We start from the raw sequence: 17,087 nt of genomic DNA, 5'->3' as shown, positions 1-17,087 counted from the left end.
GCGGGGGCGGGAAGCGGCGGGGTCAGTACACGGGGCGGCCGGTGGACCGTCCGGTCAGCGCGGCCTCCCAGGGTGCGACGGGCGGCGGCGCGTCCTTGTGCTCGGGGACGGGGACGTGGACGACCGACGGCCCCTGGCGGCCGGCCGACTCCTTGACCAGCGCTTCCAGCTGGTCAAGCGTGGTGGCCTTGGCGCCGGGCAGACCCATGCCGGTGGCCAGCGGGACCGGGTCGATCGGCCCGGGGTCCACCCCGAAGTAGCGCTGTTCGAGGAACAGGTGCTGGAGCATCTTGATCCAGGCCATCGAGGTGTTGTCCAGCACGACGTAGGTGATGGGGAGCGCGAGACGGGCCGCGGTCTCCCAGTCGCCGACGCCCATGGCGAGGCTGCCCTCGGTGGTCACGCACAGGACCCGCTCGCCGGGGTGGGCGACGGCCACGCCGATCGCCGCCGGGACGGCGTAGCCCATCGGGCCGTGGCCACGGGGTATCACCACCCGCCAGCCCTCCCCCGCGCTCACCCAGTACGCCGAGAGGTTCGGCGTCGGTGTGCCGGGGTCGGCCACCACCCAGCACCGCGGGCCGAACACCCGGTGCAGGACCCGGATCACCTCGCGCGGCTGGAGCACGCCCTCGCCCGGGTCCGGCAGCGCCTCGGCGGCGGTGCGCGCCCAGGTCTCCCGTACCTCGGCGATGCCCGCCTCCCGGGCCGCCACGACCTCGGCGGGGGCGGCCGGGAGCTGCCCGCGCAGCTGGTCCAGGACGGTCGCCGCGTCACCGACGAGGGGCACGCTGCCGGGGAAGTTGCGGCCCGCCCGGGAGGCGTCCGTGTCGATCTGCGCCACCCGGACACCGGGGTCGCGGGGCGGGGCGGTGTAGCCGTTGGTGTCGGTGGCGTTGGCCCGGCTGCCCACGAGGAGAACGGCGTCGGCACCGGCCAGGTACGCGTTGGCGTAGCCTCGGCAGCCGTTGCCGCCCGCCACGCCGAGGGAGAGCGGATGGTCCTCCGGGACCGCGCCCTTGCCGTGGATCGTGGTGGCCACCGGGAGCGCGCCGTGCTCGGCGAGCGCGCGCAGTTCCCGCCAGGCGCCCGAGGCGTGGACACCGCCGCCCGCGAAGATCACGGGCCGCTCCGCGCGGGCCAGATCGGCGGCGACGCCCGCGACGGCGAACCCGGAGGCGCCGGGGCGGGCCGCCGGGAGCGCCGGATCCCCCTCGGGGACGTCGGCCGCCGCGTGTTCCTCCAGGATGTCCTCGGGGAAGATCAGCGCGACCGGTCCGGGGCGGCCACGGGTGGCGGTGGCGACGGCCTCCGCGACCAGTGCGGGAATGTCCGCGGCGCGCTCGGCGGTGCGGCACCACTTGGTGACGGCGCCGAAGAGCGCCGCCTGGTCGATCTCGGTGATGGCGCCGGAGCCCCGGCTGCGCCGGTGGATGTCGCTGGTGATCGCCAGGACCGGCACGCTGGAGGCGTATGCCTCGCCCAGGCCACCGGCCAGATAGACGGCGCCACCGCCGCTGGACGCCTCGCACACACCGAGCCGCCGGTGGGTCCTGGCGTAGCCGTCGGCCATGTAGCCCGCGTGGCGTTCGTCCCGGGCGAGCACGTGGCGGAGGGTGCCGGTGTGCCGTGCGAACACGTCGTACAGGACGACGCCCGTGTCGCCGGGGACGCCGAAGACGGTGTCGACGCCGTGCCGGACGAGCGTTTCGACGAGCAGTTCGGCCCCGGTCGGATTCGGGTCGCAGGCCATGGCGGGCTCCGTTCGGAAGACGGCTCGGAAAGACGGCTCGGAAAAGCGGCTCGGAAAGGTGGCTCAGCAGACAGACCGGAAGACGGCTCAGAAGACGGCGGTTTCGAGTTCGAGCGCCCGGTCGGTGAACCGGGACAGCCGCAGCGCGGAGAGGTCCAGGGGCGGAGCGCCCGTCAGCCACCACTCGGCGAGCGCCGCGCCGACGGCCGGGGACTGCATGAAGCCGTGGCCGGAGAAGCCCGCCGCGACCCACAGCCCGGGCACCGCGTCGACCGGGCCGACGATCGCGTGGTCGTCGGCGGTCATCTCCCGCAGCCCGGCCCAGCCCCGGGTGACCTCCAGCCCTTCCAGCGAGGGGAACCGGTGGGACAGCGCACCGGCCAGGGACTCGACCCGCGACCAGTCCACCGCCGCGTGTTCGCTGCTGGGCGCGTCGCGGTCGTTGCCTCCGACGATCGCCGTCCCGGCCGCCTCGGGGTGCACATACGCGCCACTGGCCATGTCGACGGCGAGTGGCAGCCCGCCGTGCAGGGCGGGCAGCGGGCCGGTGGCGAACGCCTGCCGGGGGTGCGGCCGTACGGGGATGTCCACCCCGCACAGCCGCCCCACCCCGCGGACCTGCGGCCCCGCCGCGAGCACGACCAGCTCGGCGTCGAGCGTGCCGTGCGCGGTGCGGACGCCGCGTACCGCGCCGTCGGCGTCGGTGATGAGCCCGCGGAACTCGGTGTGCTGCCGGACCTCGACCCCCTGGGCCCGCGCGGCGCGCAGATATCCGGCGACGGCGTCGGCCGGGGAACCGGACCCGTCGTCGGCGGAGTAGGTCGCGCCCAGCAGGTCATCGGTCCGGATTCCGGGAAAGATGTCGGCCGCCTGCCGGGGGTCGAGCATCGTGACGTCGACGCCGAGGGACCGCTGCAGTTCCACGTTCTTCTCGAAGACACGGAGGGTGGCGGCATCCGAGATGAGGAAAAGGTAACCGTGCTGCCGGAAATGCATCGGCGCCCCGGTCATTTCCTCGAAGTCCCGCCAGAACGGGAGCGAGCGCCGCACCAGCTCGATATTCACGCGCGTCGAGAACTGCTGCCGGATGCCTCCGGTCCCGTACGCCGTCGTCCCCTCTCCCGGCAGTCCGCGTTCCACCACGGTGATATCGCGGTATCCGCGTTCACTCAGGTGGAATGCGATGGAGGTGCCGATAACGCCGCCGCCGACAATGACGACGCGGCCGCCGTTCAGTGTTTCCGGGCGCAAGGGGAACCTCCTGAAGGGCGTGCGGGTCTCGGTGTTGCGTCAGTTGTAGACCCGGCACCCACGGCGGACAAGAGGCTTGAGATTCAGCGATACTTCACATGCCGTAAAGCAATTGTTGGGGAAGCAGGGAGCCGACATCTCACGCGCGCTTTTACCTCACGGCGGCGCGTCGCCCCGCGCCGTGGCCCGCTCCAGCACCTCCGGCAGATCGCCCAGCCGGTCCAGCCCCCGCACCGCCCGCACCATGCGGTGGTTCCCGGCCAGGCGCTCGCGGTGCCGGTGCAGAAAGGACCAGTAGCCGGTGGTGTACGGGCAGGCCCGCTCCCCGGTCCGGTCCGCCGGGCGGTAGGCGCAGGGGCCGCACAGGTCGCTCATCCTGTTGATGTACGCCCCGCCGGAGGTGTACGGCTTGGTCGTCATGAGCCCGCCGTCCGCGTACTGCGACATGCCGACGACGTTCGGCAGCATCACCCAGTCGTACCCGTCGACGAAACAGCGGTGGAACCAGTCGGTGACCGCCACCGGGTCCCAGCCCTCCTGCAGCGCGCGGCTGCCGAGCACCATCAGCCGGGGGATGTGATGGGTCCACCCGGTGTCCCGGACCTGGGCCAGCACCGTGGCGAGGCAGCGCGCGGTCACCGCGTCGGCGTCCAGGTCCAGGAACCAGCCGGGCAGCGGGGCGGTGTGGCGCAGCGCGTTGCGGCCTCGGTAGTCCTCGCCGAAGTGCCAGTACAGCTGCCAGACGTACTCCCGCCATCCGGCGATCTGCCGTACGAACCCCTCGACCCCGGCCAGCGGCGCGGCACCGTCGCGCCACGCGCGCTCCGCCCGGTCCACGCACTCGGCCGGATGCAGGAGCCCGAGGTTGAGCGGCGCCGACAGCAGGCTGTGGCACATGACCGGGTCCGCCGCGAGCATCGCGTCCTCATGCGGCCCGAAGCAGGGCAGCCGGTGGGTCACGAAGTGGCGCAGCGATGCCAGCGCCTCGCGCCGGGTGGCGGGGAACCGCCGTGGGCCGTCCCGGCCGACGAAGGAGACCGTGCCCTCGCGTTCCCAGCGGTCCAGGTCGTGCCGTACCCGCTCGTCGATCTCGTCCTCGTCGGGGCGCCAGGGGCCGGGGGCGTCGAGGGTGCGCGCGCCGCGCGGCGGGGGTTCGCGGTTGCGCTCGTCGAAGTTCCACCGGCCGCCCGCGGGCTCGTCGCCCTCCATCAGCAGCTCGTGTCCACGGCGCACCCAGCGGTAGAAGTCCTCCATCCGGAGGCGGCCGCTGGTGTGCCCAGCGGCCCAGGTGGCGAAGTCCTCCCTCGTCACCAGGAAGCCCTTCGCGGGCAGGACGTCGACCTGGTCGAGCGACCCGACCAGCTCCAGCGCCCGGCGGGAGGTCGGGTGGCAGACCGTCACCCGGTCGCGTCCGGCGGCCTCGGCCAGCCCCTCGCGGTAGGTCCGGGCCTGGACGTACGTCACCCGGTCGCCGAGTTCGGCCGCCCGGTGGCGCATCGCCGACAGCAGCAGCTGCGCCTTGGCCCGGTGGAAGCGGCGGCGGCTCAGCACCGACCGCGCCTCGATCATGATCAGCTGGGCCCGGGCGTCGGGGCCGTGGTGGCGGTGGTCGGCGAAGTGGGGACCGAGCTGATCGCCGAAGAGCCAGTGCTGACGTGCCGTCATCGTTCGAACGCCTCCCGGCAGACACGGATATGTCAGGCTATGCGCCGCACCCCATCGCCCTTCCGCGACGCGCCACGCCGAGCGCTCCGTCGACCACCTCGCGACCATTCCGCCGACCACCTCGCGACCGGCCCGGCTCGGCGAACACACAGTAGTGACATCGGATTTAAGGCTTTTGATCACTTGAGGCGTTCCCGCCCGTGTGCCGCCCCGAAGCCTCGACAATGTGCGCATGGCCGAACACTGGAAGCGAAAGCTGGACCGGCTCCACGCGGATCTGGTGCGGCGCGACGACCCCGCCGCCTGGGTGACCGAAGCCGACGCCGTGGACGCGTCCTCCCGCTATCCGCATCTCGCCCTCCGCGGACCCGTCTTCGGCCTCGCCATACAGGACCCCGCCGCCGGACCGCACTGGCGGCTGGTGAAGCCCGTGACCAGCGGCATGCCGCAAGAGGTCCGCGACGAGCTGAACTCGTACCTGTGGTTCAAGGCCAAGGACGACACCGACGACCCCGCCACCCGCCGCGCGCTGCTGGCGGCGGTCGCCCAGCTGGAGAAGAAGCCGCTGAACGAGGTGACGGTGCTCGGGGTGCGCTACCGGGTGGTGCGCGGGGACGAGTTCGCCCGTACCGGCGAGCACAACCTGGAGCCGCCCCGGCCCACCGACCCCGAACCGTCCCTCATCTCCTGGGACGGGCGGCACGAGGCCCGGTCGCCCGACACCGGGTTCGTCCTGGACGCCGAGCAGGACGAGGCCGGGCTGATGGCGGGCGCCATGAAGCTGGCGCTGAGCACCTTCGCCTACTCCGGCTCGCGCTTCCCCGCCGTCGTCCGCAAGCACTCCGAGCGGGCCGTCGCCACCCACCCCGACATCATCCTGCTGCCGGTCGGTTTCGGCGTGGCCGAGCGCTCCGGGCAGCGGTGGCGGCCGCAGGGCGCCCTGATGCCCACCCCGCACGACGCGCGGCGGCTGCTCTACCAGGGGATGGCCGAGATGTGGCCGCTGCTCTACGAGTACGACGACCACAAGCGCGCGGTGTACGCGCGGGCCGCCGAGGAATTCCGGCGCGCCCGCCGGGCCGACGAAGCCCGCGTGGAGGGCCGTCTGTTCCGGATCTGCCGCATCGAGCGGATGGTGCGCAGCGGCCCCGAGGGGCCGGAGACCCCCCGCCCCTCGGACCTCGACACCTACGGCCCCATGAAGATGCACCCGACCATGGACGAGCACGGCACCATCCTCGACAACGGCTGACCCCGGTGGCGTCTCACCCCTCGGCGGCCGCCTGGTCCGCGCGGCCACCGGCCCCGAGGAGTCCGGTGGCCTCGAAGCGGGTCCGCTCGGCCAGCCGGGGCAGCTCGCGCGTGGACAGCCAGGTGACCAGCGGCGGCAGCAGCGGGCGGACCGGCTGGGCGAGGCGCAGCCAGGGCGGTGCGTAGACGGTGGCGGCGCGGCGTTCGACGGCGGTCACCATGCGCGCGGCCACCGTGGCGACGGGGTGGACGCGCCGGGCCGGTGGCGGCATATGGGCACGCAGTTCCCTCAGCACCCCGTACCGGTCCGCGTCGCGGATCATGTCGGTGTCGGTCCAGCTCAGATAGCCGATGCCGACACCGACCCCCTGGTGGGCGAGTTCGGCGCGCAGGGACTGGGCGAAGGACTCGGCGCCCGCCTTCGATGCGCAGTACGCGCTCATCATGGGCGCGGAACCGAAGGCGGCCGTCGAGGCGATCTGGAGGAAGTAGCCGCGGGTGGCGAGCAGGCCGGGCAGAAAGGCCCGCGCGGTGTTCGCGCTGCCGATGAGGTTCACCTCGATGACGCGCCGCCAGGTGGCCGGGGTCGACTCCCCGAAGGGCCCGCCCTCGGCCACGCCCGCGTTGGCGACGACGACCGACGGGCTGCCGACGCGGTCGTGGATCCGGTCGGCCACCCGGGCCATCGCCGCGTCGTCGGCCACGTCCACCGCGTAGCAGTGGGTCTCCGTGGCGGCCGGGAGCGAGTCCGCCACCTGCACGAGGGTGTCCTCCTCCCGGCCCAGGAGGACGATCCGTGCGCCGCGCCCCGCCAGTTCCCGGACCATGGCCGCGCCCAGTCCACGGGCGGCACCGGTCACGACGGCGAGCCGTCCGGTCAGGGGGCTGGTGTTCCGCACGTGGCGCTCCCGGGGGTCGGCTGGGCGGGTCCAGACGACCGTACGAGCCTGATCCGGGCCCCGGCGCGACCACCGCCGCGGCCGCCCGGCGGTGGCACCTGTTCGGCGGTGGCCGGGAACGCCCCCGCCGGTGGCCGGGCGTGGCCACCGGCGGGGGCGTCGTCGCGACTCTTCGCCGGGTCAGGCCGCCGCGGGGCGCCGCTCGGGCACCACCGGTGCCAGTCGGCCCGTACGGTGCAGCCCGAACAGCGCGGCCGCGCAGGCCAGGCCGAGGGCGAGCAGCACAAGCCACGGGACGGCGGGCATGCCCGCTTCGCGGGCCGCGTCCAGCGAAGCGCCGGTGAGCAGGTTCCCGAGCGTGATGCCGACTCCGCAGATGGTGTTGTACAGCCCGTAGTGGGTGGCGACGAGCCGCTCCCCCGAGAGCCGGACGATGGTGTCCATCTCGAACGGGTACGCGATCATCGTGCCCAGCGCCAGCAGGAACGCGGCGAGCGCGGGCGGCACGGCCGCGAGCACCCACCGGCCGGGCCCGCCGTCCGGGACCGGCAGCGCGGTCGCCACCAGCAGCGGCAGGAAGGCCACGCCCATGAGGGCCAGCCCCCAGCCCAGGGCCCGGCCGGGCGCCATGCGGGCCTTGCACCACGCGGTCACCCGGGTCTGGCCGACGATGGTGCTGAGCCCCGAGACGGCGAAGAGCAGCGCCACCGCCGCGGTGCCGAACTCCCCTTCGCCGCCCAGCCGTCGTACCTCCAGCGGCAGCGCCAGATAGACCTGGAACGACAGCACATACGAGCCGATCATGGCGAGGGAGAACAGCAGGAACGGGCGGTTGGCCAGGATCCCGCGCCACTGGGTCAGCACCCGCTCCCGGCCGTCCTGCCCCGGGGTGGCCGGGTCGTCATCGGCGCGGCGGGCGGGCAGCGCCCGGATCTGTACGACGCTCAGCAGGGCGAAGATCCCCGCCGAGACCAGACAGGTGACCTGGAAGTCGACGCCGGTCAGCACCATGCCCACCAGCGGGCCGAGCAGGATGCCCGCCTGGTAGAAGATGTTGAACAGGGCGAACGCCTCCACCCGGCGTTCCCCCGCGTCCGCCGCCAGATAGGCCCGGACCGCCGGGTTGAACAGGGCCCCGGCGAGCCCGGTGGCCGCGGAGGCGGCCAGCAGCGCGGGCAGCGACTCCACGAGCCCGAGCGTGGCGAAACCGGCGGTGCGCAGCACACAGCCCGCCACGATCAGCGGCTTGTAGCCGAACCGGTCGGCGAGCGCGCCGCCGACCAGGAACATGCCCTGCTGGCTGAAGTTCCGTACGCCCAGGACGAGTCCGACCAGCCACCCGGCGAGCCCGAGCGTCCCGGACAGATGGGCGGCGAGGTAGGGCATGAGCATGTAGAAGCCGAGGTTGATGGTGAACTGGTTCACCATCAGCAGCTGGACGCTGCGCTCGTACGACCGCACTTGGGTGAGTGTCGCCTTCATCGGGCGGCCTCCGAGGCGACGGCCTCCGGCGCGGCGGTGGCGGCGGTGGCGGCCCGGGCGGCGAGCGGGTCGGCCACGGCGGTGCAGCGGGTCCAGCGGGACACTTCCCGCTCACCGGGATGCCCCACCACGTCCGGTTCGGACGCGGGCGGCTGGTCCAGCAGGCCGTTGGCGGCGCAGTAGTCGTCGTTGTACACGGTGTCCAGGTACCGCTGCGGGCCGTCCGGGAAGACCGTGACGATCCGCGCGTCCACGGGGTGGGTCCGGGCCAGCCACCCGGCGACCAGGGCGACCGCGCCCACGCTCCAGCCGCCGGTGGCGTAGTGCGAGGAGGCCAGTTGGCGGCAGGTCCACACCGCCTCGTGCGGGGCGACCCAGTGCACTTCGCTGAAGTTGTCGTAGGCCACGTTGCGTGGGTAGATGCTCGATCCCAGGCCGCGCATCAGCCGGGTGCGGGCGGGCTGTCCGAAGATGGTGGAGCCGATGGTGTCCACGCCGACCACCGTGATCTCGGGGTAGAGCTGGCGCAGCACGCGGGAGATCCCGGCGGAGTGTCCGCCGGTGCCGACGCTGCACACCAGGATGTCGATGTGGCCGAAGCGGGAGGCCAGTTCGAGGGCGAGCGGGGTGTAGGCGGCGGTGTTGTCGGGGTTGTTGTACTGGTCGGGGCACCAGGAACCGGTGTCGCGGGCGAGGAGTTCGGTCACCCGCTCGCGGCGGGCCTGCTGCCACCCGCCCTCCGGATGCGGTTCGGTCACCATGTCGACCCAGGCTCCGTAGGCGGTGAGCAGCCGGGTCATGGACGGCTCCAGGCCGGGGTCGGTGACGAGGGTGACGGGGTGGCCGTACACCAGTCCGGCCAGGGCGAGGCCGAGCCCCAGCGTACCGCTGGTCGACTCGACGATCGTGCCGCCGGGGCGCAGGTCACCCCGGGCGCGGGCCCGTTCGACCATGTGCAGACCAGGCCGGTCCTTGATGCCGCCAGGGTTGAAGCCCTCCAGCTTGGCCCAGAAGCCACGGCCGGCCGGGGTCAGGGGCTCGGACACCCGCAGGACGGGCGTGTTGCCGACCAGCCCGGACAGGCCGGGGGTGGTGGGGGTGGCGTCGTTGAGGGTCAGAGATCGCATCTGTCCGCTTTCGGTGGTTGATGGCTCGTCGGATGCTCATCTCGGGCACGGGCAGGTCTATATGCGCCACCGACTGGTCGAGCAGAGGGTGGATCTGACGGGCGGCGCCCGCAGAGCGGGCGTGTGCGGGCGGTCCGGATCCGCCACGGGGACCACGGTCCGGGAGGCCTCGGTCGCGGCGGAGGCGGGCAGGGCCCGCGCCGACGGCTGGGCGGCCCGGCCGGACGTCTCGCGGGGAGAGGGCGCGCAGTGCTCGTCGCCCGCCGGGCCGTCGGCGGAGGGCTGCGCGGCGGGCCCGGTGGCCGGGGACTGCCGCGCGTCGTACGCGGCCCGCGAACCCTGGGCGTGTTCGGCACCGGTCAGGTGGCCGAGGCAGGTGGGTCCGGTCAGCAGCAGGGCGCCGAGGACGAACGCCAGGATCCGGCGAGGCCACCACGGACCCCACGGACCCCGAGCGGCCCGGGGAGGTGGGCAGGAGACAGGAATCGGCACGGTTTCTCGGTTTCTCCGCACGGCGGCCGCCCTCCCGCCACGTGGGCGGGAGGTGGCGGACGGGAAGTGGCAAGGAAACGGAAGACGGGCGCCGGTGGGCATGGCGCGGGGCCGGAAGACCCCGGACGCGGAAGGCCGCTACGACGCCATCACGGCGCGGAACTCGTCGCGCCGGTCCGTGCTAGATGCGCAGAACCGTGGTCCGCTGGAGATCGGGCGGTGTGAAACCGGTGGCCGTGGCCGGGTGCGAGGAGGACGTACGCCGCGCGGCATCGGCTACGGCACCGGCCGGGAGAGCCGGGCACGGGGCCGCCACGTCGGGACCCTGCTCCGGCTGGGCGAGGACGCATTCGTGCGTGGAGTGGGCCGACTCGTCGTCGTGATGCCCCTCCGCATCGCCGCGCTCCCCGGTCTCCGCGCTCGCCGATGCCGAGGACGCGCAGCCGGTCAGGTGGCCGGAAACGGCTTCGGCGCTCACCGCGTGCAGCGAGACGAAGCCGAGCAGGAGCGCGACCAGGCACAACAGACGCAGCGGGCTCGCCACCACGCGAGCCAACTGGATACCGAAAAGCGACCGGGCCGTGACCATGCGGTGATCCTAAGCGTTTGACACGGCTACGCTGCGACACCGCCGGGAACGCGTCGTTAACAAGCCAGGCGCACCCCGCGCACGGCCCACGAAGCAAGGCACCTCTCCCGGCGACGGGCGGAATCCCCGGCGGCGATCCGCCGGATGACCAGGCAGATCACCCTCGTCCCCGGATCGGCCGGAACATGATCCTCCACAGCGGATGGCGGGCGCACGGGTCAGCCACCCGAAGCCAGATGTTATAAATGCCGACATGAGCAATTTTGCTCGTATGGTCCGGGGCCGAATATGGGCGCTGTCACGGGCGCCGAGCCTCGCCGGACAGGTCTTCATCCTCCAGGTCCTGCTGACGCTCGTCCTCGTCTCCTTGGCGGTGGCCGCGCTCGCGCTGGAGGCCCGCAGCCACGCCTCGGCGGAAGCCCGCCAGCGGTCCCTGAGCGTCGCCAGGGCGTTCGCGGGCGGCCCCGGGGTCCCCGAGGCCATGACCGGCGACCGCCCGACGTCGCTGCTCCAGCCCCGCGCCGAGGAGGTGCGCGAGCGCACCGGCGTCGACAGCGTCGTGGTCTTCGACCGGCGCGGGCTGCGCCTCACCCACCCCGAGACGGCGCTGATCGGCAAGCGCATCGTCGGCCCCGACGAGGTGGTGCGTCAGGAACTGGCCGGGAAGACGGTCGCGCGGACCTTCCGGGCGAGCCAGGGCCCCTCCGTGATCTCGGCGGTCCCCATCACCGGGGCCGACGGCAGGCTGCTCGGCGGGGTGTCGGTCGGGGTCAGGATCGACAGCGTGAACAACGAGGTCCACCGCCAGCTGCCGCTGCTGTTCGGCGCCGGTGGCGCCGCCCTCGCCCTGGCGACGGCCGGGACAGCCCTGGCCAACAGGCGGCTGCGGCGGCAGACCCATGGGCTCGGGCCCGCCGAGATGACGCGCATGTACACCCACCACGACGCGGTGCTCCACTCCGTCCGGGAAGGCGTACTGATCTCGGACGCCGACGGGCGGCTGCTGCTGGTCAACGACGAGGCCCGGCGGCTGCTCCAGCTGACCGCCGAACCCGAGGGGCGGCACGCCGCCGAACTCGGCCTCGAACCGCCACTGACCCGGCTGCTGACCGCGGGGCAGCCCGTCACCGACGAGGTGCACGCCGCCGGGAACCGGCTGCTGGCCGTCAACATCCGGCCCACCGACCGGGCGGGCGGCCCCGCCGGAAGCGTGGCCACGCTGCGGGACACCACCGAACTGCGCGCACTGTCCGGCCGGGCCGAGGCGGCGAGCGAGCGGCTGCGGCTGCTGTACGACGCGGGCGTACGGATCGGCTCCACCCTGGAGCTGAGCGGCACCGCCGAGGAGCTGGTGGGGGTGACCGTCCCCCGGTACGCCGACATCGCCACCGTCGAACTGCTGGAGCCGGTACTGCGGGGCGAGGAACCGGCGACACCGCACGGCGTACTGCACCGCACGGCGGTCGGCGGCGTACCGCCCGGGCACCCCCTCTTCCGGCCGGGCGAGAAGGCCGTCCACTCACCGTCCTCGCCGCAGCGCCGGGCGCTGGAGAGCGGGCAGGCCGTCCTGCACGCCGATCTGAGCGACCCCGCCGGATGGCCCGAGGGGTACGAGTCCGAGGCCCGCCGCCTGCTCGACCAGGGGATCCACTCGCTGATCACGGTCCCGCTGCGGTTCCGCGACGTACCCCTGGGCGTGGCCACCTTCTGCCGGACGCGGCCGAGCGGGCCGTTCGACGACGAGGACCGGGTGATCGCCGGGGAGCTGGCCACGCGCACCGCGGTGTGCGTCGACAACGCGCGCCGCTACACCCGCGAGCACACCATGGTCACCACCCTGCAGCGCAACCTGCTGCCCGGCGCCCTGCCCGACCAGGACGCCGTCGAGGTGGCCTCCCACTATCTGCCCGCGCGGGCCGGGGTCGGCGGGGACTGGTTCGACGTCCTCCCGCTCCCCGGGGCACGGGTCGCCCTGGTCGTCGGGGACGTGGCCGGACAGGGGCTGCACGCGGCGGCCACCATGGGGCGACTGCGCACCGCGGTGCAGAACTTCTCCGCCCTGGACCTGCCGCCCGACGAGGTCCTCGCCCTGCTGGACGAGCTGGTCGCCCGGCTCGACCTGGAGCGCGAGACGGACGCCGACAGCGCGCGCATCACCGGCGCCACCTGCCTGTACGCCATCTACGACCCGGTCTCCGGCCGGTGCAGCGTGGCCCGGACCGGGCACCCGGGCCTCGTTCTGGCCCGCGCGGACGGCACCGTACACGTCCCCGAGATCCCGGCCTCCCCGCCGCTGGGCCTGGGAGGGGAACCGTTCGAGGCGGCCGACCTGGAGGTGCCCGAGGGCAGCCGTCTGATCCTCTACACCAACGGACTCGTCGCCAGCCACGACCGGGACCACGACACCGGTCTCGACCTCCTGTGCCGCACCCTCGCCGCCGCACCGGAACTCAACCCCGCCCAGACCTGCCGTGAGCTGTTCGCGACCGTCCTCCCCGCGCGTCCGACCGACGACGCGGCCCTGCTGGTGGCCCGCACCCGGCTGCTCGACCCCAAGGACGTGGCCCAGTGGGAGGTGCCCACCGACCCGGCGGCGGTCGCCCCGCTGCGCGCGGCCTGCGCCGAGCGGATACGGGACTGGGGGCTGGACGATGTCGCGTTCTCCGCCGAGCTGGTCATCAGCGAGCTGGTCACCAACGCGCTGCGGTACGGCGCCCCTCCCGTACGGATACGGCTGCTGCACGGGCGCAGCCTGATCTGCGAGGTGTCCGACGGCAGCAGCACCTCGCCCCATCTGAGGCGGGCCGGGGTGACCGACGAGGGCGGCCGGGGCCTGTTCCTGGTCTCCCAGCTCGCCCGGCACTGGGGCACGCGCTACACCGCGCAGGGCAAGGTCATCTGGGCCGAGCAGGCGCCGCAGGGCCTCGACGGCTGACCGCCCGGGGCCCCGGCGGCCCACTGGCCGCTCGGAGATCACGAGATTGCGAAGATCACGAAGATCACAGTGAGAAGCCGCGCCTGAACCGGCGTACTGAACGGCGAGGGAAACCCACCCTCGACGCTCGTCCACGCCGGAGGTACCTCACCCGTGACCCTCACCAAAGCGCCCCCGGCCCGGGGCGGCCGCCGGGACGACGCGGACGGCCCCCGGGAGCGGCGGTTCAACTCCTCCCTCGCGCTGACCCTGTTGCTGGTCCTGGTGGTGGCGCTGCAGGGACCGGTGCGCGGGGCGCTGTCCGCACCGGTGATGCAGAGCTGGATGACGGTGTTCGTGGCGGTCATCGTCCAGGCCCTGCCGTTCCTCGTCCTCGGCGTACTGCTGTCGGCCGTCATCGCGGTGTTCGTGCCACCGTCGTTCTTCGCCCGCGCGCTGCCCGGGCGGCCCGCCCTCGCGGTGCCGGTCGCCGGGATGGCCGGGGCGGTGCTGCCCGGCTGTGAGTGCGCCTCCGTACCGGTGGCCGGGGCGCTCGTACGACGGGGTGTCACCCCGGCGGCGGCGCTGGCGTTCCTGCTGTCCGCCCCCGCGATCAACCCGGTCGTGCTGACCGCCACGGCCGTCGCGTTTCCCGGCGAACCGCGCATGGTGCTCGCCCGGTTCGTGGCGAGCCTGCTCGTGGCCTGCGCGATGGGCTGGCTGTGGCAGCGGCTGGGCCGCACCGACTGGATGCGGCCACCGGCCCACCCGTCGCTCGACGGCGCGGGCAAGGGCGCGGCGTTCTGGGGATCCATCCGCCACGATGTGATGCACGCCGGTGGCTTCCTGGTCGTGGGCGCGATGGCCGCGGCCACCCTCAAGGCCGTGGTGCCCGCGAGCTGGCTGCACACGGCGGCGGACAATCCCGTGGTGGCGATCCTCGCCCTGGGGCTCCTCGCGGTGGTGTTGTCGATCTGCTCCGAGGCCGACGCGTTCGTGGCCGCGTCGCTGTCGCAGTTCTCGCTCACCGCCCGGCTGGCGTTCCTCGTCGTCGGGCCGATGATCGACCTGAAGCTGTTCGCCATGCAGGCCGGTACCTTCGGCCGCGGGTTCGCGCTGCGGTTCGCGCCCGCCACCTTCGCGGTGGCCATTCTCGTATCGGCGCTGGTCGGGGCGGTGCTGCTGTGAACCGCCAGGCCCAGGCAGCCGTGCTGTTCCTGCTCGGCGTGGCGGTGCTGCACGCCGGGTTCACCGACCTCTACCTGCGCTACGTCAAGGCCGGGTTGCGCCCGTTGCTGCTCGCCGCCGGTGTCGTCCTCATCGCCACCGCGCTGGCCACCGTCTGGTACGAACTGCGGCAGCCGCGCGACGACCACGAGCACGGCCACGGGCACGGCCACCGCGAACCACGCGTGTCCTGGCTGCTGGTGCTGCCCCTGTTCGCCCTCATCCTGGTCGCCCCGCCCGCGCTGGGCTCGTACAGCGCCATGCACACGGGCACGGCGCTGCAGCGGCAGCCCTGGGGCTTCCCCGACCTCTCCGCGCGCGGCCCGCTCACCCTCAACGTGGCCGACTACGCGGGCCGCGCGGTCTACGACCACGGCCGGTCCCTCCGCGACCGGAACATCAAGATCACCGGCTTCGTCGCCCTCGACCGCCACGGCGCGCCCTATCTCGTGCGCATGGCCCTCAACTGCTGCGCCGCCGACGCGCAGCCCGTCAAGGTCGGCCTGTCCGGGCGCACTCCCCCGGTCCTGCGGCCGGACACCTGGCTCGAGGTCACCGGCACCTACACCGCCAAGCGGACGAAGGATCCGGTGGGCGGGGGTGTCATCCCGTATCTCGACGTCAGCCGCGCCACCCCGGTCCCGGCCCCGCGCGACCCGTACGACGAGAGCTGGAACGGCTGAGCCGGGCCGGGTGCGGTGAGGGCGTCAGCGTATGGCCGCGGGGAAACCCCGGATGAGGTCGGCGGCCTTCTCCGCGGCCATGATGACGGGCGCGTTGGTGTTCCCCCGCGTCACCGTCGGGAACACCGACGCGTCGACGACCCGCAGCCCCTCCGTGCCGAACACCCGCAGCTCGGGGTCGACGACCGAGCCGATGGCACAGGTCGACGTCGGGTGGTAGAGGGTCTGCCCGACCCGCTGCGAGAAGGCGAGCAGGGCCGCGTCGGAGTCCGATTCCGGCACGTCGAACGGCCCGGTGGTGACCGCCGTCAGCGCGTCCTGGGCCGCGATGCGCAGCGCGATACGGACCCCCTGGACCATGCAGTACTGGTCCTCGGCGGTCATCAAGTAGTTGTGCGTGATGCGGGGTTCGGCGTCCGGGCGGGCGGAGCCCAGCGTCACCCGGCCACGGCTGGTCGGGGCGAGCACGCACGGACCCAGCGCGAAGCCGTGCTCGGTGGCGGGGCCCAGCCCCTCCTGGTGGAAGAGCACCGGCGCCATGTGGAACTGCACATCCGGTATGTCCAGTCCGTCGCGGCTGCGGAAGAAGCCACCGGCCTCGCCGATGTTGCACGTCAGCGGGCCGCGCCCCTCATTCGCCAGCAGCGCCGCGTTCTCCGGGCTCGCCGCGGTCATCAGCGATTCGACATCGGTACGGAAGTTCAGCAGCGCCATGTAGTGGTCCTGCAGGCCCTCCCCCACCGGGAGGTCGCTCACCACGTCGAGTCCGAAGGCCGACAGCGTGGCGGCGGGCCCGATCCCCGACAGCATCAGCAGCTTCGGGGACTCGTAGGCACCCGCGGACAGGATCACCTCGCGCTCGGCGCGGAGCACCTCGACCGCGCCGCCACGCTCCACCTCCACGCCGGTGGCCCTGCCCCCCTCGATCCGCACGCGGTGGACCCGCGCCGACGAGAGCACGGTGAGGTTCGGCCGCTTCAGAACGGGATGCAGATAGGCGACCGCCGCGCTGCAGCGCATGCCACCCCGCTGGGTCACCTGATGCCGCCCGACGCCGAACTGCGTCGGGCCGTTGAAGTCCTCGTTGCGCGGATATCCGGCCTGCACCGCGGCCTCGATGTACGCGGTGGCGAGCGGGTGGTTGGACCTGCTGTCGCTGACGGCGAGCGGTCCGCCCACCGAGTGGAACCTGTCCTCGCCGCGCTCGTTGTCCTCCGCACGCCGGAAGTACGGCAGCACCTCGGCGTACGACCAGCCGGTGGCCCCGGCGGCGGCCCAGCCGTCGTAGTCGGCGCGGTTGCCGCGCATATAGATCATCGCGTTGATCGAACTGGAGCCGCCCAGCACCTTGCCACGGGGCAGATAGGTTCGTCGGCCGCCGAGCCCCGGTTCCGGGCCCGTGTGGAGGTCCCAGTCGACCTCGCTCTTGAGCAACTGCGGGAAGGCGGCGGGAGTGTGGATCTCCTGCGCCGTGTCCGGGCCTCCCGCCTCGATCAACGCCACCCGGACTTCGGGGTCCTCCGACAACCTGGCCGCCAGCACGCACCCCGCGGATCCGGCGCCGACGATGACGTAGTCGTGAGTGTTCATCCGATTTCCTTTGACCGAGACTGCGTTGACCGTGCGCAAACCATTGTGCTGGTGTCCATCATGTGCGGCCCAGCCAGGTACATCTGACGGACCGGTAGGCCCCGGCCCGCGCCACCATGACGGCCGCGTGGACCGTGGAGGTGGGGCCTGCTCATTCCCGGCCG

At 73.2% G+C, this 17,087-nt stretch carries 13 protein-coding genes; 4 read left to right on the top strand and 9 right to left on the bottom strand.

From position 1 onward, the window contains the following. Positions 1 to 22: 22 nt before the first annotated feature. The 3 genes from ACWC5C_RS17825 to ACWC5C_RS17815 all read right to left on the bottom strand — a co-directional run bounded on the left by ACWC5C_RS17825 (position 23) and on the right by ACWC5C_RS17815 (position 4,669). Positions 23 to 1,753 carry a thiamine pyrophosphate-binding protein gene (locus ACWC5C_RS17825; RefSeq protein WP_450876295.1) on the bottom strand — a complete coding sequence of 577 codons (1,731 nt, stop codon included), beginning with the start codon at positions 1,751 to 1,753 and terminating at the stop codon, positions 23 to 25. Between the two features lie 87 nt (positions 1,754 to 1,840). Beyond that, entirely contained in the window at positions 1,841 to 3,004 is a 1,164-nt protein-coding gene (locus ACWC5C_RS17820) for an NAD(P)/FAD-dependent oxidoreductase (protein WP_450876294.1), read from the bottom strand. A 156-nt stretch (positions 3,005 to 3,160) separates the two neighbouring features. Further along, complete coding sequence (locus ACWC5C_RS17815) at positions 3,161 to 4,669, bottom strand: cryptochrome/photolyase family protein (RefSeq protein ID WP_450876293.1); 1,509 nt, start codon at positions 4,667 to 4,669, stop codon at positions 3,161 to 3,163. A 232-nt stretch (positions 4,670 to 4,901) separates the two neighbouring features. On the opposite strand from ACWC5C_RS17815, the gene ACWC5C_RS17810 reads away from it, so the two are divergent. Next, on the top strand, positions 4,902 to 5,921 hold the full coding sequence (locus tag ACWC5C_RS17810) for a DUF5954 family protein (protein ID WP_385443347.1): 1,020 nt from the start codon (positions 4,902 to 4,904) through the stop codon (positions 5,919 to 5,921). Between the two features lie 13 nt (positions 5,922 to 5,934). Here ACWC5C_RS17810 and ACWC5C_RS17805 read toward each other — a convergent pair whose 3' ends face one another. From ACWC5C_RS17805 to ACWC5C_RS17785, 5 genes are all read right to left on the bottom strand, one after another. After that, the gene (locus ACWC5C_RS17805; protein WP_450876292.1) at positions 5,935 to 6,819 is read right to left on the bottom strand and encodes an SDR family oxidoreductase; all 885 of its coding nucleotides are present in this window, start codon (positions 6,817 to 6,819) and stop codon (positions 5,935 to 5,937) included. Positions 6,820 to 6,999: 180 nt separating this feature from the next. Next, the gene (locus ACWC5C_RS17800; protein ID WP_450876291.1) at positions 7,000 to 8,301 is read right to left on the bottom strand and encodes an MFS transporter; all 1,302 of its coding nucleotides are present in this window, start codon (positions 8,299 to 8,301) and stop codon (positions 7,000 to 7,002) included. Continuing rightward, on the bottom strand, positions 8,298 to 9,428 hold the full coding sequence (locus ACWC5C_RS17795; protein ID WP_450876290.1) for a PLP-dependent cysteine synthase family protein: 1,131 nt from the start codon (positions 9,426 to 9,428) through the stop codon (positions 8,298 to 8,300). Before ACWC5C_RS17795 ends, ACWC5C_RS17800 begins: the two co-directional genes overlap by 4 nt. 57 nt (positions 9,429 to 9,485) lie before the next feature. Continuing rightward, entirely contained in the window at positions 9,486 to 9,920 is a 435-nt protein-coding gene (locus ACWC5C_RS17790; protein ID WP_450876289.1) for a hypothetical protein, read from the bottom strand. A gap of 181 nt (positions 9,921 to 10,101) precedes the next feature. After that, positions 10,102 to 10,509: a DUF6153 family protein gene (locus ACWC5C_RS17785; RefSeq protein WP_450876288.1), complete on the bottom strand. Its 408-nt coding sequence runs from the start codon at positions 10,507 to 10,509 to the stop codon at positions 10,102 to 10,104. 253 nt (positions 10,510 to 10,762) lie between these two features. On the opposite strand from ACWC5C_RS17785, the gene ACWC5C_RS17780 reads away from it, so the two are divergent. The 3 genes from ACWC5C_RS17780 (at position 10,763) to ACWC5C_RS17770 (ending at position 15,333) form a co-directional block, all read left to right on the top strand. Next, entirely contained in the window at positions 10,763 to 13,444 is a 2,682-nt protein-coding gene (locus ACWC5C_RS17780; RefSeq protein WP_450876287.1) for a SpoIIE family protein phosphatase, read from the top strand. A 153-nt stretch (positions 13,445 to 13,597) separates the two neighbouring features. Then, positions 13,598 to 14,611 carry a permease gene (locus tag ACWC5C_RS17775; RefSeq protein ID WP_450876286.1) on the top strand — a complete coding sequence of 338 codons (1,014 nt, stop codon included), beginning with the start codon at positions 13,598 to 13,600 and terminating at the stop codon, positions 14,609 to 14,611. Continuing rightward, positions 14,608 to 15,333: a TIGR03943 family putative permease subunit gene (locus ACWC5C_RS17770; protein WP_450876285.1), complete on the top strand. Its 726-nt coding sequence runs from the start codon at positions 14,608 to 14,610 to the stop codon at positions 15,331 to 15,333. Before ACWC5C_RS17775 ends, ACWC5C_RS17770 begins: the two co-directional genes overlap by 4 nt. Before the next feature lie 24 nt (positions 15,334 to 15,357). Here the strand turns inward: ACWC5C_RS17770 and ACWC5C_RS17765 are convergent, their stop codons facing one another. Then, positions 15,358 to 16,923 carry a GMC family oxidoreductase gene (locus ACWC5C_RS17765; protein WP_450876284.1) on the bottom strand — a complete coding sequence of 522 codons (1,566 nt, stop codon included), beginning with the start codon at positions 16,921 to 16,923 and terminating at the stop codon, positions 15,358 to 15,360. Positions 16,924 to 17,087 lie beyond the last annotated feature (164 nt).

This window comes from Streptomyces sp. NPDC001700 (genome assembly GCF_053596435.1).
Note: the sequence above shows the minus strand (reverse complement) of the source record. Positions and strands in the feature narration are given on the sequence as shown.